Annotated in this window: 24 protein-coding genes; 10 read left to right on the top strand and 14 right to left on the bottom strand. The window is 61.7% G+C overall.

Going from position 1 to position 22,563, the window contains the following annotated elements:
* Nucleotides 1-252: 252 nt before the first annotated feature.
* From ACM6IO_RS23715 to nirS, 11 genes are read right to left on the bottom strand one after another with little or no spacing between them, the layout of a single operon-like run.
* The gene (locus ACM6IO_RS23715) at nucleotides 253-1,743 is read right to left on the bottom strand and encodes a cytochrome D1 domain-containing protein (RefSeq protein WP_414912333.1); all 1,491 of its coding nucleotides are present in this window, start codon (nucleotides 1,741-1,743) and stop codon (nucleotides 253-255) included.
* Nucleotides 1,740-2,579, bottom strand: coding sequence for a uroporphyrinogen-III C-methyltransferase (gene cobA / locus ACM6IO_RS23710; protein ID WP_414912332.1), 840 nt, complete (start codon nucleotides 2,577-2,579; stop codon nucleotides 1,740-1,742). Before cobA ends, ACM6IO_RS23715 begins: the two co-directional genes overlap by 4 nt.
* A 52-nt stretch (nucleotides 2,580-2,631) precedes the next feature.
* On the bottom strand, nucleotides 2,632-3,810 hold the full coding sequence (gene nirJ / locus ACM6IO_RS23705; protein ID WP_207286766.1) for a heme d1 biosynthesis radical SAM protein NirJ: 1,179 nt from the start codon (nucleotides 3,808-3,810) through the stop codon (nucleotides 2,632-2,634).
* A gap of 26 nt (nucleotides 3,811-3,836) precedes the next feature.
* Nucleotides 3,837-4,340 (bottom strand): Lrp/AsnC family transcriptional regulator, encoded by a 504-nt coding sequence (locus tag ACM6IO_RS23700; protein ID WP_008043669.1) that lies wholly within the window; start codon nucleotides 4,338-4,340, stop codon nucleotides 3,837-3,839.
* The gene (locus tag ACM6IO_RS23695; RefSeq protein WP_008034421.1) at nucleotides 4,315-4,758 is read right to left on the bottom strand and encodes an Lrp/AsnC family transcriptional regulator; all 444 of its coding nucleotides are present in this window, start codon (nucleotides 4,756-4,758) and stop codon (nucleotides 4,315-4,317) included. Before ACM6IO_RS23695 ends, ACM6IO_RS23700 begins: the two co-directional genes overlap by 26 nt.
* Complete coding sequence (locus ACM6IO_RS23690; RefSeq protein WP_008034419.1) at nucleotides 4,751-5,266, bottom strand: Lrp/AsnC family transcriptional regulator; 516 nt, start codon at nucleotides 5,264-5,266, stop codon at nucleotides 4,751-4,753. Before ACM6IO_RS23690 ends, ACM6IO_RS23695 begins: the two co-directional genes overlap by 8 nt.
* A complete protein-coding gene (locus ACM6IO_RS23685; protein WP_414912331.1) occupies nucleotides 5,263-5,721 on the bottom strand; it encodes an Lrp/AsnC family transcriptional regulator in 459 nt (152 codons plus the stop codon). Before ACM6IO_RS23685 ends, ACM6IO_RS23690 begins: the two co-directional genes overlap by 4 nt.
* A 1-nt stretch (nucleotide 5,722) precedes the next feature.
* Nucleotides 5,723-6,901 (bottom strand): cytochrome D1 domain-containing protein, encoded by a 1,179-nt coding sequence (locus ACM6IO_RS23680; RefSeq protein ID WP_414912330.1) that lies wholly within the window; start codon nucleotides 6,899-6,901, stop codon nucleotides 5,723-5,725.
* On the bottom strand, nucleotides 6,898-7,224 hold the full coding sequence (locus ACM6IO_RS23675) for a c-type cytochrome (protein WP_226299017.1): 327 nt from the start codon (nucleotides 7,222-7,224) through the stop codon (nucleotides 6,898-6,900). Before ACM6IO_RS23675 ends, ACM6IO_RS23680 begins: the two co-directional genes overlap by 4 nt.
* A 16-nt stretch (nucleotides 7,225-7,240) precedes the next feature.
* Nucleotides 7,241-7,555, bottom strand: coding sequence for a c-type cytochrome (locus ACM6IO_RS23670; protein ID WP_008043673.1), 315 nt, complete (start codon nucleotides 7,553-7,555; stop codon nucleotides 7,241-7,243).
* A 24-nt stretch (nucleotides 7,556-7,579) separates the two neighbouring features.
* The gene (gene nirS / locus ACM6IO_RS23665) at nucleotides 7,580-9,148 is read right to left on the bottom strand and encodes a nitrite reductase (protein WP_223413864.1); all 1,569 of its coding nucleotides are present in this window, start codon (nucleotides 9,146-9,148) and stop codon (nucleotides 7,580-7,582) included.
* Nucleotides 9,149-9,461: 313 nt separating this feature from the next.
* On the opposite strand from nirS, the gene ACM6IO_RS23660 reads away from it, so the two are divergent.
* The 6 genes from ACM6IO_RS23660 to ACM6IO_RS23635 all read left to right on the top strand — a co-directional run bounded on the left by ACM6IO_RS23660 (nucleotide 9,462) and on the right by ACM6IO_RS23635 (nucleotide 15,857).
* Nucleotides 9,462-10,265 carry a CbbQ/NirQ/NorQ/GpvN family protein gene (locus ACM6IO_RS23660; RefSeq protein WP_008043675.1) on the top strand — a complete coding sequence of 268 codons (804 nt, stop codon included), beginning with the start codon at nucleotides 9,462-9,464 and terminating at the stop codon, nucleotides 10,263-10,265.
* The gene (locus ACM6IO_RS23655; RefSeq protein ID WP_414912329.1) at nucleotides 10,249-10,836 is read left to right on the top strand and encodes a cytochrome c oxidase subunit 3 family protein; all 588 of its coding nucleotides are present in this window, start codon (nucleotides 10,249-10,251) and stop codon (nucleotides 10,834-10,836) included. Before ACM6IO_RS23660 ends, ACM6IO_RS23655 begins: the two co-directional genes overlap by 17 nt.
* Nucleotides 10,837-10,846: 10 nt before the next feature.
* Complete coding sequence (locus tag ACM6IO_RS23650) at nucleotides 10,847-11,104, top strand: cytochrome C oxidase subunit IV family protein (protein ID WP_008043677.1); 258 nt, start codon at nucleotides 10,847-10,849, stop codon at nucleotides 11,102-11,104.
* A 961-nt stretch (nucleotides 11,105-12,065) separates the two neighbouring features.
* Nucleotides 12,066-12,506 carry a c-type cytochrome gene (locus ACM6IO_RS23645; RefSeq protein ID WP_008029662.1) on the top strand — a complete coding sequence of 147 codons (441 nt, stop codon included), beginning with the start codon at nucleotides 12,066-12,068 and terminating at the stop codon, nucleotides 12,504-12,506.
* 3 nt (nucleotides 12,507-12,509) lie between these two features.
* A complete protein-coding gene (locus ACM6IO_RS23640) occupies nucleotides 12,510-13,937 on the top strand; it encodes a cbb3-type cytochrome c oxidase subunit I (RefSeq protein ID WP_008029660.1) in 1,428 nt (475 codons plus the stop codon).
* 78 nt (nucleotides 13,938-14,015) lie between these two features.
* Nucleotides 14,016-15,857, top strand: a complete 1,842-nt coding sequence (locus tag ACM6IO_RS23635; RefSeq protein WP_008043465.1) for a nitric oxide reductase activation protein NorD — start codon at nucleotides 14,016-14,018, stop codon at nucleotides 15,855-15,857.
* 8 nt (nucleotides 15,858-15,865) lie between these two features.
* Here the strand turns inward: ACM6IO_RS23635 and ACM6IO_RS23630 are convergent, their stop codons facing one another.
* A complete protein-coding gene (locus ACM6IO_RS23630) occupies nucleotides 15,866-16,048 on the bottom strand; it encodes a protein DnrP (RefSeq protein WP_414912334.1) in 183 nt (60 codons plus the stop codon).
* 5 nt (nucleotides 16,049-16,053) lie between these two features.
* Entirely contained in the window at nucleotides 16,054-16,737 is a 684-nt protein-coding gene (locus ACM6IO_RS23625) for a Crp/Fnr family transcriptional regulator (RefSeq protein ID WP_008029654.1), read from the bottom strand.
* A gap of 470 nt (nucleotides 16,738-17,207) precedes the next feature.
* Here ACM6IO_RS23625 and ACM6IO_RS23620 point away from each other — a divergent pair, with 470 nt between their 5' ends.
* Both ACM6IO_RS23620 and ACM6IO_RS23615 read left to right on the top strand, forming a co-directional pair.
* Nucleotides 17,208-18,398 (top strand): NnrS family protein, encoded by a 1,191-nt coding sequence (locus ACM6IO_RS23620; RefSeq protein WP_223453071.1) that lies wholly within the window; start codon nucleotides 17,208-17,210, stop codon nucleotides 18,396-18,398.
* Nucleotides 18,399-18,426: 28 nt separating this feature from the next.
* The gene (locus tag ACM6IO_RS23615; RefSeq protein ID WP_008029649.1) at nucleotides 18,427-18,864 is read left to right on the top strand and encodes a CopD family copper resistance protein; all 438 of its coding nucleotides are present in this window, start codon (nucleotides 18,427-18,429) and stop codon (nucleotides 18,862-18,864) included.
* Between the two features lie 154 nt (nucleotides 18,865-19,018).
* On the opposite strand, the gene ytfE is transcribed toward ACM6IO_RS23615, so the two are convergent.
* Nucleotides 19,019-19,693 (bottom strand): iron-sulfur cluster repair protein YtfE, encoded by a 675-nt coding sequence (gene ytfE / locus ACM6IO_RS23610; RefSeq protein WP_008029646.1) that lies wholly within the window; start codon nucleotides 19,691-19,693, stop codon nucleotides 19,019-19,021.
* A gap of 155 nt (nucleotides 19,694-19,848) precedes the next feature.
* On the opposite strand from ytfE, the gene norR reads away from it, so the two are divergent.
* Together norR and pdxH are read left to right on the top strand one after the other, a co-directional pair.
* Nucleotides 19,849-21,378 carry a nitric oxide reductase transcriptional regulator NorR gene (norR, locus tag ACM6IO_RS23605; protein ID WP_008043455.1) on the top strand — a complete coding sequence of 510 codons (1,530 nt, stop codon included), beginning with the start codon at nucleotides 19,849-19,851 and terminating at the stop codon, nucleotides 21,376-21,378.
* Nucleotides 21,379-21,456: 78 nt separating this feature from the next.
* The gene (gene pdxH / locus ACM6IO_RS23600; RefSeq protein ID WP_008043454.1) at nucleotides 21,457-22,104 is read left to right on the top strand and encodes a pyridoxamine 5'-phosphate oxidase; all 648 of its coding nucleotides are present in this window, start codon (nucleotides 21,457-21,459) and stop codon (nucleotides 22,102-22,104) included.
* The last annotated feature ends 459 nt before the right edge of the window (nucleotides 22,105-22,563 follow it).

The raw sequence follows: 22,563 nt of genomic DNA, 5'->3' as shown, positions 1-22,563 counted from the left end.
CTCGAGAGGCCGAGCGCAGGTTCTGCGTAGTGGGCAACCCGGCATGGATGCCGGGTTAGCCGCGCACGGCCAGGGATGGCCGATCGCGGCGGGCCCACGGAGCAGGACCGGAGCGAGGGCATGCCGAGCCATGGCGAGGCACCGAACGAAAGGGGCAAGAGCCCTTGGTTACTTGGGGCTCTTCCAAGTGACTCGCCGTAAGGGCGAAACCGCCAGCCGCCATCACCAAAAAAACGGATATACACCCAACCCCTAATGCGAAGTCCCCTCCACAAACTCGATCTTGTTGCCAACGTTGTACTTGCCCGACGGCTTGTTCATCGGGATACGCTTGATCTCCTCAAGCGTGTCACTGTCATAAACAATCAGCGCCCCATCGGTGGCCCAAATACTCAGCAGCAAGTGCCGACCATCGCGAGTGAACTCGACGTGCGCCGCCGTCTTGCCAGGCATCGGACGCAAGGTACGAGCGATTTCCAGGGTCTGTTTGTCGATCAAATGAATCGCATCGTTGTCCGGCCCGAAGAACACATCCGTCCAGGCATAACGCGAATTGACGTGACTGCGCATGAAAAACCCCGGCCCTAACGTCGGGATTTCCTTGATCAGCTTCCAGGTCTTGAAATCGATGACCGAGATCAGCCCCTTGCTGATGTTCGGCGTAGCAAACACCCACTGACCGTTGCGTTTCCAATAGGTCCCGGACCCCAGGTGCGGCATACCCGGCAACGGAATGTCGGTGACCACCTTGCCACTGTCGAGGTCGATCACCTGACCACCCTTGGCCTTGCGCGACGTGGCCAGCAACTGCTTGTAGTCCGGTGAAAAGGAAAAGTCGTCGAGCATGTCCTCAGCCTCGATCCGTCGCGGCTCGAAGTCCGGAGTCCCGGCGCTCGACAGTTCCCAGACCTCCTTCACGTCCTTGAGCGCGACGATGAAACTGTCCCGTGGCGGCGCGGTGTAGACCGCGCTGACCCGTGACGCCGTGCCGTCCCGGCCGATGGCTGGAATGGTCTTGACCAGCGACAGATCGCGGGCATCCAGCACGACAAGATTGCCCGGCAAATAGTTACCCACCAACACCCAGCGACCATCCTTGCTCACCGCCAGGTTCCGGGTGTTGAGCCCGGCGCGGACCTCGGCGATCAGCTTCAGGTTGTGCAGGTCGTACAGGCTGACCCAGCCATCGCGCGAGGCGACGTAGACGAAGCGCCCGTCGGGCGAGAACTTCGGCCCGCCATGCACGGCAAAGTGCGAGGTAAACCGCGCCAGCACCTCGAAACGATCGCCGTCGAGGATGTTGATGTGGTGATCGCCAGCTTCCACCACCACGAACAGGTTCAGCGGATCGGCGCCATGCTGGGGCGTGGTGGGCAGCTTGCTGATGTCTGCGAGCATCGAGTGACTGCCGCGAATCTCGTCGTTGCTCCAGGTCGGCGCGGTGGCGGGCGGTTGCTGAAGGTAGCTCACCAGCGCGTCGATCTGCGCCGGGTTTAATACGTTGGCAAACCCGGCCATCTGGCTTGCGGGGCGGCCGTTCTGGATCACGCTGCGGATTTCATCGGGTTTGATCCGGCTCAGACTCTCTGGCAACAACGCCGGCCCGGTACCGCCGAAACGGTTGGCGCCATGGCAGCTTTGGCAATGCTGGCGGTAGTCGTTCGCGGCGTGTTCAAGTGCCGGATCAGCGGCGCCAGCGACAGCACTGACCCATAACAACGGCAGCAGCAGCCCGCGCTTCATAGCGCCACCTTGCCGTGCCGTTGCAACGCCTGGACAGGATAAAAGCGCGCCGGGTATTCCATCGGTTGTGCGGCGAACAGATCGACCACCTTGCCGATCACCGTCAGCGTCGGGATACCGGGCGGGCACTCCAGCGCCAACGTCGGCAGTTGGTGCAACAAACCACGGGCAACGTGCTGGTCAGGGCGCGTGCCGTTGCTGATCAGCGCTGCCGGTGTGTCGGCCGACAACCCGGCCTCGATCAGGTGCCGGGCGATAACCCCGAGGTTCGATAAGCCCATGTAAAACACCAGGGTCTGGCTGCTGTCGGCCAGATCGTGCCAAGGCAGTTTCAACTCGCCGTCGTGTTGCAAGTGGCCGGTGATGAATCGACAGGAGTTGACCAGGTCCCGGTGCGTCAGCGGGATGCCGGCGTAAGCGCTGCACCCGGACGCGGCGGTGATGCCCGGCACCACCTGGCAGTCGATGTTGCGCTGCAGCAGATACTGCAACTCCTCGGCACCGCGACCGAAGATGAACGGGTCGCCACCCTTGAGCCGGACCACGCGTTGCCCTTGCTCGGCGAGGTCGGCCAGCAGCTCGTTGATCTGTTCCTGGGGCAGGCTGTGGCAGCCGCTGGCCTTGCCAACGTAATGCCGGGCGCAAGTGAGGGGGATCAGCGTCAGCAGGTCGGGGCTGATCAGACGGTCGTAAACCACGGCGTCGGCCTGCATCAACAGGCTCCAGGCGCGCAGGGTCAGCAGGCGTGGATCGCCGGGGCCCGCGCCGACCAGGGCGACTTCGCCCGGTCTGAACAGGGACGCAAGTGCGGCCGGTAAAATAATCGATGGGTACATGGGACGTCCTTGGTTCTTCATCAGGTTGGCCGGGGCTTGCCAGGCGGATGCTTCAGTGCATGACGCAAGGGATTGTCGTGATGGGCGGCACACCGATTTCTTCATCGCTGAGGTGGCAACCGGGATCCTGCCCCCACAGATCGCCTTCGGCCCAGGCGCGGGTTCGGGTGTTGCCGTTGCAGATGTCCAGCCAGCGGCATTGGCCACAGCGGCCGCCGACGGCGCGCGGATGCGCCCGCAGCTGTTGCAACAAGGTGTCCGGCCGGTCCAGCCACAGCGTGCGAAACGGCGTGTGCCGCACGTTGCCCACCGAGTGCTGCCACCAATAGGTGTCCGGGTGCACTTCGCCGGTGTTGTCGATGTTGGCGATGCCACTGCCCGAGGCATTGCCGCCCCAGGCGCGCAGCATGTGTTCCAGGCGCGGGTAATGTTCGGGCAGATGCAGCCCTACCCATTGCAGCAACAGAACCGCGTCGGCATCGTTGTTGCCGCTGACGAAATCGCTGTCGCGACCCTGCGCGATGTCTTCCCAGGCGCGTTCGAAAATCTGCGTCATCGCCTCGCGGCTCATCTGTTGCCGGGCGTCGAGCTGGCGGCTGCGTTTGCCGCGACCGCTGTAGTTGAGGTGTGACAGGTAAAACTTTTGCACGTCGTACTCGCGCATCAGCGCCAGCAATTGGGGAAGCTGCGCATGGTTTTCCTGGGTCAGGGTGGTGCGCAGGCCGACCCGAATACCTTGTTCGCGACAGAGGCGGATCGCCCGCATGGAACTGGCAAAACTGCCCTTGAGTTGGCGGAAGGCGTCATGGGTGGCTTCCAGGCCATCGATGCTGATCCCGACATAGTCGAAATTCGCCGCACGGATCTGCGTGATGTTGTGCTCATCGATCAGCGTGCCGTTGGTGGACAAGGCAACAAAGAAACCCTTGGCGCGGGCATAGGCGCTGAGCACAAACAGATCGTCACGCAGCAGCGGTTCACCGCCGGACAGGATGAGCACCTTCACCCCGGCAGCGCGCAGATCATCGATCACGCTCAGTGCGGCGGGCGTATCCAGTTCATCGCGAAAGACACTGTCGGCCGAGGTCGCGTAGCAGTGTTTGCAAGTCAGGTTGCAGCGCCGCAGCAGGTTCCAGATCACCACGGGCGGCCGGTTGCTGCCCGGTGGGCTGGTTCTGGGGGCGGGCGCCTGGCCGGCCAGCGCACGCAGGTATTGGCTGATCCTTAACATGCAACTCTCCTTGAGTCGGCGCGCCTTCAGTGCGTTGCGGGTGGCAGGCGCAATCCGGTTTTTTTCAGGATGCGGCTGCTCACCAGCATCTCGTCGGCGGCACAGGCATCGCCCAGCAAGTAGCGCAGGTGTTCGCGGTAGCTGTCGATTTCCTCGCTGCTGCGACCGTGCACCATGGCAAACAGGTTGTAGCGCCAGTCCTCACGGCGCGGGCGTCGATAGCAATGGCTGACGAAGGGCTGTGCACCGATCAGCGCGCCGAGGCGCGGCATGTCGGCGTCGCGCACATCCCAGACAGTCATGCCGTTGTAGCGATAACCCAGGCGATAGTGGTTGGGGACGGCGGCGATGCGCCGGATGGCGCCCTCGGCCTGCAAGCGCTTGAGCAAGTCCAGGGTGGATTCGATGCTCAAGTCCAGCTGCTCGGCGAGCCAGGCCCAAGGGTCGTCCAGTAAGGGCAGGCCGGTCTGGGTCAGCTCGATCAGGCGATGGGCCAGGGTGTCTTCAGACCGGGAAATACAAACCGACATGGTAGGTCTCCTCTTTGGGCAGATTCAGCAGCGGCAAGCCGGTCAGGGATTCAATGCGCTGCAGGGTCTCGGCAATGCCTTGTTCGGTCGGGCAACCGAGCACAAACCACATGTTCCAGGGGTGTTCGCGTCGATAGTTGTGGGCCACTTCCGGCAGGGCGTGCAGTTGTTCGGCGACGTCTTCGAAGCGTTCTTCCGGCACTGCCAGCGCCGCGAGCGTGAAGGCACCGCCCAGCCGTTCAATGTCGAACATCGGGCCGAAGCGCGTGAGCACGCCGTCTTCCAGCAGTGCGTGGAGCCGATCGAGCAGTTCGCTGCTGCTGCTTTGCAGTTCGGCGGCCAGTACTTTCCAGGGATGGCGCACCAGCGGCAGGCCCAGTTGCAAGCGGTTGATCAGTCGACGGTCGAGGTCATCCACGGTCGGAGGCTCCTGTTGATGAAGGCGCAAAGCGCCCGCCGCATTGTTTGAAGGCGTGGGTGCTGAACAGCAGTTGGTGGGGCAGGTCGCTCAGCAGGTGTTCTTCGAGCAGCGCCTGAATGTGCGCCGCAACTTGATCGCGTTGGCGACCGTGAACCATGCAGAACAGGTTGTATCGCCAGTCAGGCAGGCGTCGCGGCCGCTGATAGCAGAGGGTGATGCCGGGCGCTCGCCCCAGGCGCTGGCCGACTTCGTCGATCAACGCATCCGGAATGTCCAGCACCAGCATTGCGTTGGCGGTAAAGCCCAGTGCGCGATGGTTGAGCACCAGGCCAACCCGGCGGAACAACCCTTGTTCGTGCCACTGGTGCATTTGCGCGAGCACCTGGTTTTCCTCGGCGTTGATCCGTTCGGCGAGGGCCTGATAAGGACGCGAGACCAGCGGCAACCCGCCTTCCAGGTGCCGACGCAGGGCCAGTGCCTGTTTGGGATTCAACGGTGCTTTCATCGGCTTTCTCCCAGGGCAAAGCCGAGGTCGATGCGGTAAGCGGTCAACATCGGCAGGTCCAGTGGGGTGAGGCCGGTGTCGTACTCCAGTTCTTCGAGAATGCGCTCGATGTGTTGGCGATCGGGGCCGGTCAATACAAACCACAGGTTGTAGTGATGCTCGCGCGCATAGTTGTGATTGACCTCGGGGTATTGGCTGACGCGCTCGGCGACCTGATGCAGGCGTTCGGCGGGCACGGCGAGGGCGGCGAGGGTGCTGGCGCCGGCACGGCTGTGGTCGAACACCGGGCCGATCCGCGACAAGGCCCCGGCCAGTTCCAGGCGTTGCAGGCAGGCGATCACTTGCGACTCGCTGCAACCCAACACCTGGGCCATTTCGAGATAAGGTTCAGGGCACAGCGGCATGCCATGCTGGAAGCGATCGATCAGTTGGCAGGCAAGCAGGTCGAGGTCCATTTCAATAGCCCATTTTTTGTGCGCGGCTGCTGAAGAAGATGCCGCTCGGTGCGGTGGCCGGCAGGGTGCTCAGCTGTTTCAGGCTGTACGGGTCCCAGACCTGAACCTGATTGCCGTCGCGTAACGACAGCCACAGCTGATCGCCGCGTGCGGTGAATTCCATGTGCAGCACCGCCGGGCCCGGTCGCAGGTCGGCGACCACGGCGTGGGTTTCGGTGTCGATCACCTGGACCCGATCGTTGTCCGGGTAGGCGAAATTGACCCACAGTTGCCGACCGTCCGGGCGCGAGGTGACGAACACCGGTTGGCCGGCCACGGGGATAGCCGCGCTCTGCTGCCAGGTGCGCGAATCCATCACCAACACTTGATGGCGACCGACAGCGGGGACAAAGGCCTGATGGTCGGCGACGGCCCAGCCCTCAAGGTGCGGCATTTTGTAGACCGGCAGTTTTGCCTGGCCGCGTCCGTAATCACCGAGCACCCGCTTTACCCCACGCTCGGGATGCCAGAGGTCGAGTTGCGCCATGCCGTCTTCGCCGAACAGGCCGGCCATGTAGTAGCGCCCGTCCGGGGTGATCAGCGCGTCGTAGGGTTGCTCGCCGATGTCGGTGAAGCGGCTGATCTGCGGGGTGGTGCCCTGGCTGAAATCCAGGGTCCAGATCTCGCCGGTGTCGAACAGGCTGAACACAAAACGCTGGCCAGGCGCGTCGACCAGGCCGACCACACGGGAACGCTTGCTGCCATCGGCCAGCGGGGTAGCGGGAATGTCGGCCACCAGCTGCAAGGTTTCGGCATCAAAGACCTTGACCCCGCCCGGCACATAGTTGGAGACCGCGATCAGCTTGCCGTCCTGACTGATGGCGCCGCCGATGCTGTTGCCGCCCTGGATCACTCGGTGATCGATGCGTCGGGTCAGCAGGTCGATCTTGCTCAGACCGCCGTCGCGGCCGAACACATAGGCATAGCGCTGGTCGCGGGAGAACACCACGGAGGCGTGGGACAGGTCGCCCAATCCTTCGAGCCGGGCCAGCGAAGTGCGGTTGTCGCTTTCGATGATTTGCAGGCTGCCGGTGGCGCGTTCCACCACCACGCCCAAGTCGCCGGTGCCACGCAAGGGTGGCTGAGCGCAGGCGGACAATAACAGCCCGGTCGCCGCTGACAGCAGGATTGAACGGATCATGGTGCGGGATATCCCTGGAGAAGAAGATCGATCAGCCAACGGATGTCGGCGGTGCTGAGCAGCGGGGCCCAACCGGGCATCGCGGTGCCGGGCCGGCCATGGGTGACGGTGGCGATCAGGCTGTCCCTGGACTTGCCCGCCAGCGCTGTGCGGGTCAGTTCGGGGCCGAGGCCGCCGGTCATGTGCAGCCCATGGCAGGCGCCGCAGTCCTGGGCCAGCAGGTGTTCGAGTTGCGCCTGACGCTGGGCGTCGGGCGCGGCAACCGTGGTTGCGCAAATGAGGAGGAGGGCCGCCAGAACCAGAGCCTTTCGATAAATCATCATGGCGCCCTCCAGGCGGTTATTTGAGCGTCAGGACCCAGGTCGCGAGAATCTTCGCTTCCTCATCCGTGACCGGGTTTGCCGGCATCGGCATCGGTCCCCAATTGCCCTGTGTGCCGTTTTTGATATGACTGGCCAGGGTGTCCGCGGCCCCGGCTACGCCCGCATTCTTGGCCGCTACATCCTTGAGTGCCGGGCCGACCAGTTTGGTGTCGATGGAGTGGCAGGCGGCGCAGGGTTTGCTCTTGAACAGCTCCAGCGCGTCCTGGGCCATGGCCGGTTGCACGCTCAGCGCAGCGGTCAGGGCGAACAGTGAAAGCAGAGTATTTTTCATGGTGTTTCCTTGCATTGATGGAGCTCAATAGATGTCGTGTTGGGTGTTGTAGACGTTGAACTTTCCGGTGGGTGTGATCAGTCGTTTGTCCTTGATGACTGACTTGAGCTTCAGGGTTTTATCGTCGATCACCACCAGCGCCGATTCGTCGGCCTGGCCGCTCCACACGGAGAACCAGACTTCATCGCCGGCCTTGTTGTATTCCGGTTGCACGACGCGCATCGCCCCTTGCTTGATGCCTGCGTATTCGGCGATGGGCAGCACGGTGTAGCCGGCGTCGAGCTTGTCGATGTTGAACACCGCCACCGACTGACTGAGTTTTGCGTCCGGGTTGAGGGTGGTGTCGACGTACAGGTGACGGGAGTTGGGGTGGGTCTTGATGAACAGCGATCCACCGCCCTGGCCCTTGATCGAGGCGACCTGTTTCCAGGCGTATTGCGCGTGTTTGACCGGGTCGGTGCCGATCAGCGAGATGCCTTCATCGCCCAGGTGGCTGGTGGCCCAGACCGGTCCGTAGGTTGGGTGGTCGAAGTTGGCGCCGCGCCCAGGGTGCGGGGTTTTGCCGACGTCCACGAGCGCGGTCAACTTGCGCTCCTTGGAGTCGATCACGGCGACTTTGTTGGAGTTGTTGGCGGCGGTCATGAAGTAGCGGTGCGTGCTGTCCCAACCGCCGTCATGCAGGAACGGCGCGGCGTCGATGGAGGTGACGGTGAGGTTCTTGATGTCCTGGTAATTGACCAGCATGACCTTGCCGGTTTCCTTGACGTTGACGATGAACTCCGGCCATTCGTGGGACGCGATGATCGCCGCGACACGCGGCTCAGGGTGATATTCCTGCTTGTCGACGGTCATGCCGCGTGTCGAGACGATCTGCTTCGGCTCCAGGGTTTCGCCGTCCATGATGGTGAACTGCGGCGGCCAATAGGAACCGGCGATGGTGTACTTGTCTTCGTAGCCCTTGAATTTTGAGGTCTCGACCGAGCGCGCTTCGATGCCCACTTTGACTTCGGCGACCTTGGTCGGCTCCACCGGCCACAGGTCGATCATGTCGATCCGGGCGTCGCGGCCAATCACCAGCAAGTAGCGGCCCGAGGCGGAGATCCGCGAGATGTGCACCGCATAACCGGTCTCGATCAGCTTGACGATTTTCTTGCTGTCGCCGTCGATCAGGGCAATCTTTCCGTCATCGCGCAATGTCACCGAAAACAGGTTGGGCAGGTCGAGTTTGCTCAATTGTTTTTTCGGACGATCCTCGGGTTTGACCAGCACCTTCCAGGTTTTCAGCGTCTCGGCCATGCCCCATTCCGGTGGTGTTGGCGGCGTGTGCTGAACGAACTTGGCCATGGCCGTGATTTGCTCCTTGGTCAGGGCATTGGACGTCCCCCAGTTCGGCATGCCTGCCGGTGAACCGTAGGTAATCAAGGCCTCCAGGAACGGTTGCCCGCGCGACTGGGTGATGTCCGGGGTCAGCGGCTTGCCGGTCGCCCCTTTGCGCAGCACGCCGTGACAGCCGGCGCAGCGCTGGAAGTAGATTTCCTTGGATGAATCGAACTCGGCCCGGCTCATATCGGGAGCGCCAGCGGTTTTGACCATGGGCGGTGTGGCGGCGGGCTCGTTGGCTCTGGCTGCGTGAGACACCGCAAAGGCCAGTGTCGAACACAGGGTGGCGACGGTCAGAGCAAACGTTTTTCTATTGCTGATCAGCATTCCATTTCTCCTCAGGCAAGACCTTTGCGATGCGCTGGAACGACAGCGCAGGACGCAGGTTCTTAGTGCGCTGCAAGGCTATGCCCGAGCAGGCCAATGCCCGCTTGACGGCGATCAAGTTTGTCGGCCATGTCACTTGCCAGGTTGTCGCAGGGGTCCGTAGCGTGTCCCTCAATTCTGTTGTTGAATCAGGTGCCCCATGGACCATCTCCCGTCTGGCGAACACAAGGCCGAACCCTTCTATCAACCGCTCAACAATGAGGAGGCGCTGTTCGAGCAGGCCTGGCAACACGGCATGCCGGTGCTGATCAAGGGGCCGACCGGTTGCGGCAAGACCCGTTTCGTCCAGCACATGGCGCATCGGTTGAACTTGCCGCTGTACACCGTGGCGTGCCACGACGACCTGAGCGCGGCTGACTTGATCGGTCGCCATCTGATCGGTGCCCAAGGCACTTGGTGGCAGGACGGACCGCTGACCCGCGCGGTACGCGAAGGCGGCATCTGTTATCTCGACGAAGTGGTCGAGGCGCGCCAGGACACCGTGGTGGTGTTGCATCCGCTGGCCGACGATCGTCGCGAATTGTTCCTGGAGCGCACCGGCGAGGTGTTGCAGGCGCCGCCGTCCTTCATGCTGGTGGTGTCCTATAACCCCGGTTACCAGAACCTGCTCAAAGGCATGAAGCCCAGTACCCGACAACGCTTCGTGGCGATGCGTTTCGATTACCCGCCGGTGGCCGATGAGGAGCGCATTGTTGCCCGCGAGGCTCAGGTGGACAGCGCGCTGGCAGCGCAAGTGGTCAGGCTGGGGCAGGCGCTACGGCGGCTCGATCAGCATGATCTGGAGGAAGTCGCTTCGACGCGGTTACTGATTTTCACCGCACGAATGATCCGCGCCGGCATGAGCCCGCGTGAGGCGTGCATGGCCTGCCTGGCCGAACCATTGAGCGACGATCCGCTGACCGTTGCGGCGCTGATGGACGTGGTTGATGTCCACTTCGGTTGAGCCCGGCGGTGTTGCGCCCAGGCATTTGCCGGGCGATCTGGCGATGTGGTTTTTCATTCTGGCCGAGCTGTCGGTGTTTGCCATTCTGATTCTGGTGTTCGCCGTGACCCAGGCGCTCAAGCCGCAGCTGTTCAGTGAAAGCCGTCTGTTGCTGAACACGTCGACCGGTCTGGCGATGACCCTGAGCCTGCTCACCGCCGGGCTGTTCGCGGCGCTGGCGCAGGCGCAAGTCAGGCGCTCACGGCTTCGCCACGGCGCTGTCTGGTTGCTGGCGGCGTTGCTCGTCGCCAGTGTCTATGTGGTGTTGAAAGTCACCGAATACCGACACTTACTGGCCTCGGGGCTGGGCATGGAGCACAACACGTTTTTCACGCTGTACTGGATCCTCACCGGGTTTCATTTTCTTCATGTGTTGCTTGGCATGTTCATCCTCGGATGGCTGGCCGAGCGTTGCCGTCGTGGGTTGTACGACGCCAGTAATCGCAGCGGATTTGAATCCGGCGTGTTGTATTGGCACATGGTTGATCTGATCTGGGTGGTGTTGTTTCCGCTGGTCTACGTGCTGGGTTGATGAGGTTTTCATGTCTGCTTCCAGGTTCTTGTTTGTCTGCTGGGCAGCGCTGGCCACGCTGAGCGTAAGCACTGTGTTGCTGGCGCAGTCGGGTGCGACAGGGGTGTTGTCCGTGGCCATTTTGCTGGTGGCGGTCGTCAAGGCCTGGTTGATTACTGATGGCTTTATGGAAATGCGCCATGCGCCGCGATTGTGGCGTCGGTTGTTGGTGAGTTGGGCGTTGGTGTTGGCGGTGGTTGTGGGGGGGATGTTGGTGGTGGTTGATTGAGTACATATCCGTTTTTGTGGTGATGGCGGCTATTGGTTTCGCCCTTACGGCGAGTCACTTGGAAGAGCCCCAAGTAACCAAGGGCTCTTGCCCCTTTCGTTCGGTGCCTCGCCTAGGCTCGGCATGCCCTCGCTCCGGTCCTGCTCCGTGGGCCCGCCGCCATCGGCCATCCATGGCCGGGGGCGGCTAACCCGGCATCCATGCCGGGTTGCCCACTGCGCAGAACCTGCGCTCGGCCTCTCGAGGGGGCGTGCACCTCAAGATCAAAAGCTGAAGGCGAGCTAACGCTCGGCCTGATGAGTGGTGGAAATCAAAAGCGCACGCAATTCCCTGTAGGAGCGAGGCTTGCCCGCGAAAAACGACCGGACAACGCGTTCATTCAGACAGCCCGCGTTATCGTTGACGTCCATCGCCAGCAGGCTGGCTCCTACAGGGGAATGTGCAAACATCCAAAATTAGTGCAGCCACCACAGTGCGGAAGTGTGCGCACGACCGTAGAGCCAGGTCGGCTTTCAGGCCGCCTCGGCGGCTGTGGCGGTAGTCGCCCCCTCGAGAGGCCGAGTGGAGGTTCTGCGCAGTGGGCAACCCGGCATGGATGCCGGGTTAGCCGCCCCCGGCCATGGATGGCCGATGGCGGCGGGCCCACGGAGCAGGACCGGAGCGAGGGCATGCCGAGCCTAGGCGAGGTACCGAACGAAAGGGGCAAAAGCGCTTTGGTTACTTTCGCGCTTTTCGAAAGTGACTCGCCGTAAGGGCGAAACCAATAGCCGCCAACACCACAAAAACGGATATGCCCCCCCCCCTTCAAAAAAACAAACGGCCTGACACAAAAACGCTCCCACATTCGATCTGCGGTGTCGGCAATACCCGAGCAAAACCATCGGAGTTTCTTGATCGCCATCAAGCAGGTTTCAACCCTTCGCTTCCTATCATGGACGGGCCAAGCAAAGAGGAAGCGACCATGTCAGAGACCTTCACCAAAGGCATGGCCAGGAACATCTACTTCGGGGGAAGCATCTTCTTCTTCCTGGTATTCCTGGCCTTGACCTACCACACGGAACAGACCTTCCCGGTGCGCAGTAACGAAGCGCAGTTAACCGAATCAGTGATTCGCGGCAAAACAGTCTGGGAGCAAAACAACTGCATCGGCTGCCACACGCTGCTGGGCGAGGGCGCCTACTTTGCGCCTGAGCTGGGCAACGTCTTTCAGCGGCGCGGCGGGGAGCAGGGCTTCAAACCTTTCCTGCATGCCTGGATGAAAATGCAGCCGCTGGGCGTACCGGGCCGGCGCGCGATGCCTCAGTTCAAATTGAGTGACCAGGAGGTGGATGACATCGCCGAGTTCCTCAAATGGAGCTCGAACATCAACACCAATGGCTGGCCGCCAAACAAGGAGGGCTGAGCAATGAGCATTGCCAATCCACATCTGAAATTCGCCTCGCAAGCCGTGGCCAAACCGTACTTCGTGTTTGCCCTGATCCTGTTCCTCGGTCAGGTGCTGTTCGGTTTGATCATGGGCCTGCAATACGTGATCGGCGACTTTCTGTTCCCGATCATTCCGTTCAACGTGGCGCGGATGGTGCACACCAACCTGTTGATTGTCTGGCTGCTGTTCGGCTTCATGGGCGCGGCCTACTACCTGATCCCGGAAGAGGCCGACCGTGAGCTGCACAGCCCGAAACTGGCAATCCTCCTGTTCTGGGTGTTCGCCGCCGCCGGTGTGCTGACGATCCTGGGCTACCTGCTGGTGCCGTATGCGGGCCTGGCCAGGCTGACCCACAACGAGTTGCTGCCGACCATGGGCCGGGAGTTCCTCGAGCAGCCGACCATCACCAAGATGGGCATCGTGGTGGTGTGCCTGGGCTTCCTCTACAACATCGGCATGACCCTGCTCAAAGGTCGCAAGACCACCGTCAGCATGGTGATGATGACCGGGTTGATCGGGCTCGCGGTGTTCTTCCTGTTCTCCTTCTACAACCCCGGCAACCTCGCCCGTGACAAGTTTTACTGGTGGTGGGTGGTGCATCTTTGGGTGGAAGGCGTGTGGGAATTGATCATGGGCTCGATGCTCGCCTTCGTGCTGATCAAGATCACCGGGGTAGACCGGGAAGTCGTGGAGAAATGGCTGTACGTGATCATCGCCATGGCGCTGATTACCGGGATCATCGGCACCGGTCACCACTTCTTCTGGATCGGTGCGCCCGAGGTCTGGTTGTGGGTCGGCTCGATCTTTTCCGCCATGGAACCGCTGCCGTTCCTGGCCATGGTGATCTTCGCGTTCAGCATGGTGAAAAACCGTCGTCGGCAACACCCGAATCGTGCGGCCACGCTGTGGGCCAAGGGCACCACGGTCACGGCGTTCTTCGGTGCGGGCGTCTGGGGTTTTCTGCACACGTTGGCCCCGGTCAACTTCTACACCCACGGTTCGCAACTGACGGCGGCTCACGGTCACCTGGCCTTCTACGGCGCTTACGCGATGATCGTGATGACCTTGATCAGCTACGCCATGCCACGCTTGCGCGGCTTGGGTGAAGCCGGCGACGAGCGTTCGCAGACGCTGGAGATCTGGGGCTTCTGGTTGATGACCCTGTCGATGGTGATGATCACATTGTTCCTCACCGCTGCCGGTGTCGTGCAGGTCTACCTGCAACGCTGGCAGGCCGACGGAATCGCGTTGCCCTTCATGTCCACGGTCGAACATTTGCAAGTGCTGTTCTGGGCCCGCCTGGGTTCCGGTGTGGGTTTCTTCGCCGGGTTGCTCTGCTACTTGTTCAGCTTCAAGCAACGTGGCCGCGCCGCTTTGCGCGCCCCGGCTGCCGTGGTTCCGTCATGAGCCTGCATAACGGCTAGAAAAGGTCGGCCCGGCTGAGACAGCGGGCCGTTTTTTTGCTTTGGAAAAAGGGCAACTACCATGGCCTTTACCGTTGAACTGGAAGAGTGGGTCGGCAGTGTCTGGCACCGTTTCATCACCCGGCGCGCCAGTGCGGATTTCCCTGAGGCACGCGTTGAGCTGATCAGCCAGCAACGCCCGCTGGCGCTGTTGTTTCGCGCCATGGGCGGTGCCAACGGTGTCGGCGTCGAAGCCGCCAGCGACCGCGATCTGCTGCTGCGGCGCAACGTGTTGCAGCAGATCGCCGGCACCTGCAAACAAGTGCCGTTGGCGTGGTGCGACGACGCAAATCTTCGGCTGCCGTCGAGCCTGGCGGTGTTTCCTGACGTCGCTCTGAACGAGGAGCTCTATCGTTGGCTCGCGCTGCTGGCGGCACAGGCCGGGCCGATGCGCCACTGGGGGCGGGACAATCAGCGCTGGACGCAACAGCTGTTGCAGCGCTTCCCCGCGTTACGCGTCCGCTATCAACGCCTGGTCGATGCGCATCTGCAATTGCGCCCGGATCCCGCCTCGTTGAACCGCAGCGAAGCCGCGCTGGAGCGGGCGTTATGCCAGGCGTTGCGCGAGCCGGGCAGTGTCGAGCATTTTCCTCGTAGCGAACGTGCAGCCTGGCCGCTGCCGTTGTGGTTGTACCCGCCGCAAAATTTCGGCAGTGCGCAGGCAGCCGATCTGGGCGATGAATCCGAAGAGTCGTTGACCACGCCACCCGGTGAACAGAAAAGCGGACGCAAACGTGCCACGCGGATCGATGAAAGTACCCGTGATGGCGGGCTGTTGGTGGTGCGCCTGGAGAACCTGTTCAGTTGGACCGAACACGTGGACCTGGATCGCTGGTCGGACGACAGCGAAGACCCGGACGCCGCCCGGGTCGCCGATGACCTGGACGAACTGACGCTGTCGCGCACCCGTCTGCGCAAGGGCGGTGGCCTCAAGCTGCACCTGGATCTGCCGCCGGCCGATGTTGACGATATTCCCTTGGGCGAGGGCATCAAGTTGCCGGAGTGGGACTATCGCAAGCAACGGATGCAGGACAGCTTCGTCAATCTGCAAATGATGGTGCCGCGCGACTGTGAAGCCCAGCCGCTGCCGCCACGGCTCAAGGCCTCGGCGCGACGTTTGCGCCGTCAGTTCGAGCACCTGCGCAACGACCGCCAGTGGTTACGCCAGCAACCCCAGGGCTCTGAACTGGACATGCAGGCCTGGCTGGATTTTCACGTTGAACGCGAGCATGGCGAGTGCGCCGAGCGGGGTTTGTTCATGGAACAACGTCAGACCCGCCGCGACCTCGCGTGCCTGTTGCTGGCCGATGTGTCGATGTCCACCGACGCCCATCTCAACGATGAACATCGTGTCATCGATGTTATTCGCGACAGCCTGCTGCTGTTCGGCGAAACCCTGTCGGTGCTGGGTGATGATTTTGCCCTGTACGGGTTTTCCTCATTGCGTCGCCAGCAAGTGCGCATGCAGGAACTCAAGTCGTTCACCCAGCGTTATGACGACAACACCCGAGGTCGCATCCAGGGGCTCAAGCCGGGTTATTACACACGCATGGGCGCCGCCATTCGCCAGGCCACCAAACTGCTGGGCACCAGCAAACGACGCAGCAAATTGTTGCTGCTGCTGACCGACGGCAAACCGAATGATCTGGATTTGTATGAGGGCCGCTACGGTGTCGAAGACACCCGCGAGGCGGTGCGGGAGGCGCGGCGCCAGGGATTGACGCCGTTCTGCATCACGATTGATCGCGAGGCCGGGGATTACTTGCCGTACATGTTCGGCGCCAATGGCTACACCTTGATCCGCCAGCCCGAACAACTGCCTCTGCGCTTACCGCAGTTGTATCGCCAGTTGACTCAGCCTTGACCCTGGCTTCAGCGCGGCAGCCAGAAAAACATCGCCACGCAAAAAACCGTCAGGCCGATGCAGAACCACATGAACCGATGCTGCCGACGCTCTCCAGAGCGTTCGGCCAGTGCCGGCAGGGGCATACCGCAGTGGCGGCATTCGGTTTCTTTTGATGGGTTGGCGTGCTGGCAATACAGGCAGACGGGCATGGCGCTCACTCGAACTGTTCCAGGCGTGGACGATCAAGAATGGCGATCTGGCGGCCGTCCTGGGTAATGATTTTTTCATCGATCAGGCGGCGGATGATGCGCGAAAACGTCTCCGGCTGGATCGACAGGTGCCCGGCAATCAGTTGCTTGGCCATCGGCAGTTCGAATTGACTGTCGATGGTTTGCTGGCGCACCAGTTGCGTCAGCAGATAGCGCACGACCCGGTGGGTGGCGTTTTTCAGTGACAGGGTTTCGATTTCGTTGACCCGCTGGTGCAGGCGAACGCAGAGCTTGCCCAGCAGCGCGAAGGTCAGCCGGCTGTTGTTCTGCAGCAAGCGCATGTAGGTGCTGTTGGATAACCGGTAGAGCTGGGTAGGGCAGACCGCTTCGGCCGAGGCCACATAGTTGGGGGTGTCCATCAGCATCATCGCTTCGGCGAAGGTTTGCCGATCGCTGAGCACCTCGAATACTTTTTCCTGCCCGTCGGGTGTCAGGCGGTAGATCTTCACCGCCCCGGCAATCACGAAATAGAACGAATCGGCCGGCTCGCCCTGACGGAACAACGGCTCGCCTTTGTCGATGCTCAGCAGTTGGCTGGTACTCATCAATTCATCCAGCTGTTCTTCATTCAACGGCTCGAACAAGTGATGACTGCGCAGAATCTGGTGATGGACGCGATGAAGCACCATGGGAATTCATCCTGAAGGTTGAGGAGTGGCTTGCGATCAAGAATCAGACAAGGCCCAGGGAGATGCCGCTGGCCACCGCCAGGACAGAGGTCAACACCACAAACCAGGCCAGTGGCTGGACGACTTTTTTCATGAGGACTCCCGGGATCGAGTTTGCTTTGAGTTCCCGAGGCTTGAGCAAAACGCGGGCCATGCCTGAAGGCCTTTGTTTATTGGGGTTGTAGACGGACAGGGTAAAAAAGACCCATGCAATAAGGGTAAAAACAACCCTTAAATGGTCATTTTTACCCTGCGCCAGCTACCGTTACAGCTAGGAAGTGCCGCCAGCCGTTGATCTGGAGCGGGGGCACGCCCCTTGCACACTTGATCTGCGACAAAGGCAATTGCTCGGCAATACCCGATGATTGCACCCGGAATTACCTCGCGCGCAGGTTGGCGCCAGGTCAGCAACAAGGTAGAGGAGTGGCTTTATGCAAGTGCTTGACCGCCGTAAAGCGATGGCCATCGCGCCGCTGTTACGTCTGGCCTTTCGGCCGTTCTTCCTCGCGGGCGGCCTGTTGGCCGTGCTGGTCATCCCGCTTTGGCTGGCGGCCTTCAGCGGTTCGTTGTCCGCGTGGCAGCCGGCCGGTGGTTGGCTGGGCTGGCATCGGCATGAATTGCTGTTCGGGTTCGGGCTGGCGATTATTGCGGGCTTCCTGCTGACGGCCGTACAGACCTGGACCGGTCGCCCCGGCCTCAGCGGCAAACCGTTGGCCGCGCTGGCGCTGCTGTGGTTGGCGGCGCGCGTGGCGTGGCTGGTCAATGCGCCGTGGCCGCTGTTGGTGGTGCTGGAAATGGCGTTCCCGTTGGCGGTGGCGGCGTTGATGGGCTTCACGTTGTGGAAGGTACGGCAAAAGCGTAACTACCCGATTGTGGTGGTCCTGCTGTTGCTGGCCGGGGCCGACGGGTTGTCGGTGTCGGGGCTGGTCGCAGGTCATGAGGGCTGGCAGCGTCAGGGCGTGCTGACCGGCATCTGGCTGGTGGCGGCCATGATGGGGTTGATCGGCGGCCGCGTGATTCCGTTCTTCACCCAGCGCGGCCTCGGCCGGGTTGACGCTGTTGCCCCTTGGCCATGGCTGGATTGGCTGCTGCTGATTGGCTCGCCACTGGTAGCGTTGCTGTATGCCGTCGGCCCTGCGCTCAACGCCAATGTCTGGGTAGGTTTGTTGTTCGCGATGCTGGGGGCTGGGCATCTGGTGCGCCTGGTGCGCTGGCAAGATCGCGGCCTGTGGCGCGTGCCGTTGTTGTGGTCGCTGCACCTGGCTTACGGCTGGCTGGCGGTGGCTTGTCTCGGCATGGCGCTGTGGCATTTCGGCGTACCGCTGAACCCGAGCCTGGCAGTGCATTGCCTGACAATCGGCGCCATGGGCGGTCTGGTGCTGGCGATGATCGCGCGGGTAACGCTCGGGCATACCGGCCGTGCGCTGGAGCCACCGTCGGGCATGACCTTGGCGTTCATTTTGCTCAACCTGGCGTGTCTGAGTCGGGTCGTGTTGATTGTGTTTTTCCCTTTGCCGGCGCTGTGGCTGGCCGGTCTGTGCTGGACGCTGGCGTTTGCGCTGTACGCCTGGCGTTATGGGCCGATGCTGCTGCGGGCCCGGGTCGACGGTCATCCGGGATGAGCAGGCCAAAGAATGGAGGCGGGCGATGATGTATCCCTTTTTGTTGATTACGCATTTGCTGGCAGCCATCGCCTTCATCGGCACGCTGTTTTTCGAAGTGGTGATCTGGCACCGCGCACGCCAGCCGCTGGCAGAAGCGGCGCGAGCGACGGCGGATCAGGCGATTGCCGTGCGCTCGCGCAAGGTGCTGCACGGTGTGGTGTTGCTGTTGTATGGCGCCGGCATCGCGCTCGCCTGGCAACACCGCGGTGTTTTGAGCCAGCCGCTGGCCAGCAGTTTTGGCACCTTGCTGAGCCTGAAAATCATCCTGGCCCTGAGCATCATCGGCCATTACCTGCTGCTGGCGTATTGGTTGAAAAGCGCGCGGCTGTCCACGACCCGCGCGACCTGGATTCGCCGCAGCATCCTCGGGCACATGGTGTTGATCGTGATCCTGGCCAAGGCGATGTTCTATTGGCACGGCTGATGGCGATGGTGAATGTGTGGGCCTTGAACATCGCGCTGTAAAACTTGTAAATCCGAGGTGGCGCCATTCGCGAGCAAGCCCGCTCCCACAGGGGATGGTGATCCAATGTGGGAGCGGGCTTGCTCGCGAAAGCGGTATCACGGTTTCAGTGTGATCAGTGGTGTGGGTTCAGGGCGTTAATGAACAGCACGTTGTTTTCCAGGTGAATGTGTTGCATCAGGTCGTCCTTGAATTCCAGCAACCCGCGATAGAGTGCGCGCCAGGTGTTGCAGGCATCCGCCGGCGGGGTGATGTGGTGGGTCAGCGCGAGCATCTGTTCCAGCGCTTCGCCATGTTGATCATGTTCGAAACGCAACACCTGGATCGGCGGTGCGGCCTGCGGGCCGATGCCCTGTTGCAGCATCGGGAAGAGCACTTGTTCTTCCTTGAGCATGTGGCCTTCGAGTTCTTGCTGCATGTCGCTCAGCAGATCGGCCAGGCCGTTGGGGCAGGTGCTGCGCGCCCCGTGCACTTGCTCGACGCGTCGGGCCAGGCGGATCAGTTCCGGCAGTTGCTCGCGGTGGCGGGCGTGGTAGCGCGTCAGGAGGTGGGCAATCAACGCCTCGGACGTTTCGGTGCGCCAGTCGTGCTGGGTTTCGCCGGTGTCTTGCAGGGTTTCCAGGGCATCGGCAATCAGCAGCGGATCGAGGTCTTTGCCAAGGGCCGCTTCCCGCAGGCTTTTATGCCCGCCGCAACAGAAGTCCAGTTTGAAGTTGTGAAAGATTCGGGTGGCGCCGGGAATGTCGCAGGCCAGTTGGCCGAGGCTTTGTTCCAGTAGGGTCTGGCTCATCAGGGTTTCCTTGCTTGGGTTTCAACGGTTCCCCTGGCTTGTTGCATCCGGCATGCCATATTTAACTGATTGATAAATATGAATTTATTTTTAGTTGTGGTGATGCGCACCCTGACGCATTAGGGTGAATCCCACCATAGAGGGTAATTAAAACCATGCTGCGTGAAAGCCTGGCGGCCGACCTGATTGTCGAGTTGCCCAATGCCGTACGGTTGCAACGACTGGTCCAGACCCTGCGCCAATACTTCAACAGTGGCGCGGTGGGTTTATTGCGTCTGGATGACGACAGCCTCAGGCCCGTGGCGACGGTGGGGCTGGTGCATGAAGCGTTGGGGCGCCGGTTCGTCATCGCCCAGCATCCCCGGCTGGCGGCGATCATGGCCTCGCGCGAGCCCGTCTGGTTCGAGCCCGACAGTCGCCTGCCGGATCCTTACGACGGATTGCTCGACAACCACATCGGCGAACCGCTGCCGGTGCATGACTGCATGGGCGTGAGCCTGTATGTCGAGGGTCGGATCTGGGGCGCGATCACCCTTGATGCGTTGCACGCTGGAACCTTCGACAGCCGTGCGCGGGAGGAGCTCAAGCGCTGCACCTTGCAGATCGAAGCAGCCGTGCGGGTCACTCGCCTGGAACAGGAAAACCGCAGCTTGCGCCTGTCTCGCAGCGATCCTCAGGATTTGCGAATGCCGGTCGAGGAGGGCGAGATCCTCGGGCAGAGTGAGGTGTTGCATCAGCTACTCAATGAGCTGGACGTGTTGGCCGACTCCGATCTGCCGGTGTTGCTGCTGGGCGAAACCGGCGTTGGCAAAGAACTGTTCGCCCGGCGCTTGCATCGTCTGTCGCGGCGCAGCCACAAGCCGCTGATTCAGGTCAACTGCGCGGCCTTGCCCGAGTCGTTGGCGGAGAGTGAATTGTTCGGACACGTCAAAGGCGCCTTCTCCGGTGCCACGGGTGACCGTGCCGGGCGCTTCGATGCGGCCAACGGTGGCACGCTGTTTCTCGATGAAGTCGGTGAGTTGCCATTGAGTGTGCAGGCGAAATTGCTGCGCACCTTGCAGAACGGCGAGATCCAGCGCCTGGGTGCGGACAAGCCGCTGCATGTCGATGTGCGCATCATCGCCGCCACCAACCGGCACTTGCCGGACAGCATTCGCGATGGCCTGTTTCGGGCCGATCTGTATCACCGGCTCTCGGTGTACCCGGTGCCGATCCCGTCGTTGCGCGAACGCGGCAATGACGTGTTGATGCTGGCCGGGCATTTCCTTGAACTCAATCGGGCGCGTCTCGGCCTGCGTGGCTTGCGTCTGTCGCCGGCGGCCGAACGCGCATTGCTGGCGTATACCTGGCCGGGCAACGTGCGCGAGCTCGAGCATGTGATCAGTCGTGCCGCCTTGAAGCAGCTCAGTCGCGGCAGCAGTCGTGCGTTGATCATGACGCTGGAGCCCGAGATTCTTGATCTCGACAGTGCTCCGAACGCACCGCAGGTTGTTTCTGAGCCTTGCGACGCCGCTCCGGCTGATCTGCCATTCCAGCCGCTGGGTGAAGCCGTCGACGATTATCAACGCAAGAAAATTCTCCAGGCCCTGAGCCTGTCCGGGGAAAACTGGGCCAGCGCGGCGCGGATTCTGGAAGTCGATCCGAGCAATTTGCACAAACTGGCGCGGCGTCTGCGGCTCAAGTAATCGACACTGTTGATGGCGGTCAAGGTCGGTTGGCGCAGTGCCTCGCACACTGAGCAAAACCTTCCGGAGATCACTGTCATGCCGCTTTCCCTGGCCCAAATGCGCCGCAACTACACCCTGTATGGCTTGCAGGACGAGCATGCGCTGGATGACCCTTTGGTGATGTTTCGCCAATGGCTGCAACTGGCCCGCGACACCGAGAGCGCGCCTGTCGAAGCCAATAGCATGATGCTGGCGACGGTCGACAGCGATGGGCGGCCGCACTGTCGTGTCCTGTTGCTCAAGGGCTTGAGCGAGGAAGGTTTTACGTTCTTCGGTCATTACCAGAGTGACAAGGGCCAGCAACTGGCCGCCAATCCTTATGCCGCCATGACGTTTTTCTGGCCGGGGCTGGAGCGGCAGGTGCGTATTGAAGGTCGCGTCTCGAGGCTGGATCCGGCGTTGTCGGATGAGTACTTTGATTCCCGGTCCATGGCCAGCCGTCTCGGTGCCTGGGCTTCGCCGCAAAGCCGTCCGCTGGCGAGTAGGGCAGCGCTTGAATTGCTGTTGGCTGACACGATCAAACGCTTCGTCGGGCAGACTGTGTCGCGACCTGAGCAATGGGGCGGCTACTGCCTGCATCCTGAGCGTCTGGAGTTTTGGCAGGGGCGTGCGGACCGGTTGCATGACCGTATTGACTATCGCTTGCATGAGGGTGTCTGGAAACGGAGCCGTTTGGCGCCTTGAGTCTGATGGGAAATGGTGGGGTGGGTTTGTTGGTGTGTATATCCGTTTCTTCGGTGATGGCTGCTATTGGTTTCGCCCTTACGGCGAGTCACTTTGGAAAAGCCCCAAAGTAACCAAAGGGCTCTTGCCCCTTTCGTTCGGTGGCTCGCTAATGCTCGCCATGCCCTCGCTCCGGTCCTGCTCCGTGGGCCCGCCGCCATCGGCCATCCATGGCCGGGGGCGGCTACCGCGGCATCCCTGTCGCGGTGCCCACTGCGCAGAACCTCCACTCGGCCTCTCGAGGGGGCGACTACCGCCACAGCCGCCGAGGCGGCCTGAAAGCCGACCTGGCTCATTTTGCGTACGCGTTGTCCTTCACTGCTGCGTTCACTCATTCCGGATATGTTCACCGATCCCCTGTAGGAGCCGGCTTGCTGGCGATAGCGTCAGTTCAGTCACGCACTCATTGCCTGATCCACC

It is taken from the genome of Pseudomonas sp. IT-P44 (genome assembly GCF_949768225.1).
GTDB classification, from domain to species: Bacteria; Pseudomonadota; Gammaproteobacteria; order Pseudomonadales; family Pseudomonadaceae; genus Aquipseudomonas; species Aquipseudomonas migulae.
The sequence above is the reverse complement of the archived record's forward strand: the minus strand, read 5'-3'. Positions and strand labels throughout refer to the sequence as shown.

Excerpts from the sequence above, each read along its gene's own strand:
- ytfE (WP_008029646.1), bottom strand. The coding sequence starts at position 19,693 with ATGAGCCAGACCCTACTGGAACAAAGCCTCGGCCAACTGGCCTGCGAC.
- pdxH (WP_008043454.1), top strand. The coding sequence starts at position 21,457 with ATGCCGCTTTCCCTGGCCCAAATGCGCCGCAACTACACCCTGTATGGC.
- nirS (WP_223413864.1), bottom strand. The coding sequence starts at position 9,148 with ATGGTCAAAACCGCTGGCGCTCCCGATATGAGCCGGGCCGAGTTCGAT.
- ACM6IO_RS23630 (WP_414912334.1), bottom strand. The coding sequence starts at position 16,048 with ATGCCCGTCTGCCTGTATTGCCAGCACGCCAACCCATCAAAAGAAACC.
- ACM6IO_RS23680 (WP_414912330.1), bottom strand. The coding sequence starts at position 6,901 with ATGATCCGTTCAATCCTGCTGTCAGCGGCGACCGGGCTGTTATTGTCC.
- ACM6IO_RS23640 (WP_008029660.1), top strand. The coding sequence starts at position 12,510 with ATGAGCATTGCCAATCCACATCTGAAATTCGCCTCGCAAGCCGTGGCC.
- ACM6IO_RS23655 (WP_414912329.1), top strand. The coding sequence starts at position 10,249 with ATGTCCACTTCGGTTGAGCCCGGCGGTGTTGCGCCCAGGCATTTGCCG.
- ACM6IO_RS23650 (WP_008043677.1), top strand. The coding sequence starts at position 10,847 with ATGTCTGCTTCCAGGTTCTTGTTTGTCTGCTGGGCAGCGCTGGCCACG.
- cobA (WP_414912332.1), bottom strand. The coding sequence starts at position 2,579 with ATGTACCCATCGATTATTTTACCGGCCGCACTTGCGTCCCTGTTCAGA.
- ACM6IO_RS23620 (WP_223453071.1), top strand. The coding sequence starts at position 17,208 with ATGCAAGTGCTTGACCGCCGTAAAGCGATGGCCATCGCGCCGCTGTTA.
- ACM6IO_RS23675 (WP_226299017.1), bottom strand. The coding sequence starts at position 7,224 with ATGATGATTTATCGAAAGGCTCTGGTTCTGGCGGCCCTCCTCCTCATT.
- ACM6IO_RS23635 (WP_008043465.1), top strand. The coding sequence starts at position 14,016 with ATGGCCTTTACCGTTGAACTGGAAGAGTGGGTCGGCAGTGTCTGGCAC.
- ACM6IO_RS23660 (WP_008043675.1), top strand. The coding sequence starts at position 9,462 with ATGGACCATCTCCCGTCTGGCGAACACAAGGCCGAACCCTTCTATCAA.
- norR (WP_008043455.1), top strand. The coding sequence starts at position 19,849 with ATGCTGCGTGAAAGCCTGGCGGCCGACCTGATTGTCGAGTTGCCCAAT.
- ACM6IO_RS23715 (WP_414912333.1), bottom strand. The coding sequence starts at position 1,743 with ATGAAGCGCGGGCTGCTGCTGCCGTTGTTATGGGTCAGTGCTGTCGCT.
- ACM6IO_RS23615 (WP_008029649.1), top strand. The coding sequence starts at position 18,427 with ATGTATCCCTTTTTGTTGATTACGCATTTGCTGGCAGCCATCGCCTTC.
- ACM6IO_RS23700 (WP_008043669.1), bottom strand. The coding sequence starts at position 4,340 with ATGTCGGTTTGTATTTCCCGGTCTGAAGACACCCTGGCCCATCGCCTG.
- ACM6IO_RS23670 (WP_008043673.1), bottom strand. The coding sequence starts at position 7,555 with ATGAAAAATACTCTGCTTTCACTGTTCGCCCTGACCGCTGCGCTGAGC.
- ACM6IO_RS23685 (WP_414912331.1), bottom strand. The coding sequence starts at position 5,721 with ATGGACCTCGACCTGCTTGCCTGCCAACTGATCGATCGCTTCCAGCAT.
- ACM6IO_RS23690 (WP_008034419.1), bottom strand. The coding sequence starts at position 5,266 with ATGAAAGCACCGTTGAATCCCAAACAGGCACTGGCCCTGCGTCGGCAC.
- ACM6IO_RS23625 (WP_008029654.1), bottom strand. The coding sequence starts at position 16,737 with ATGGTGCTTCATCGCGTCCATCACCAGATTCTGCGCAGTCATCACTTG.
- nirJ (WP_207286766.1), bottom strand. The coding sequence starts at position 3,810 with ATGTTAAGGATCAGCCAATACCTGCGTGCGCTGGCCGGCCAGGCGCCC.
- ACM6IO_RS23645 (WP_008029662.1), top strand. The coding sequence starts at position 12,066 with ATGTCAGAGACCTTCACCAAAGGCATGGCCAGGAACATCTACTTCGGG.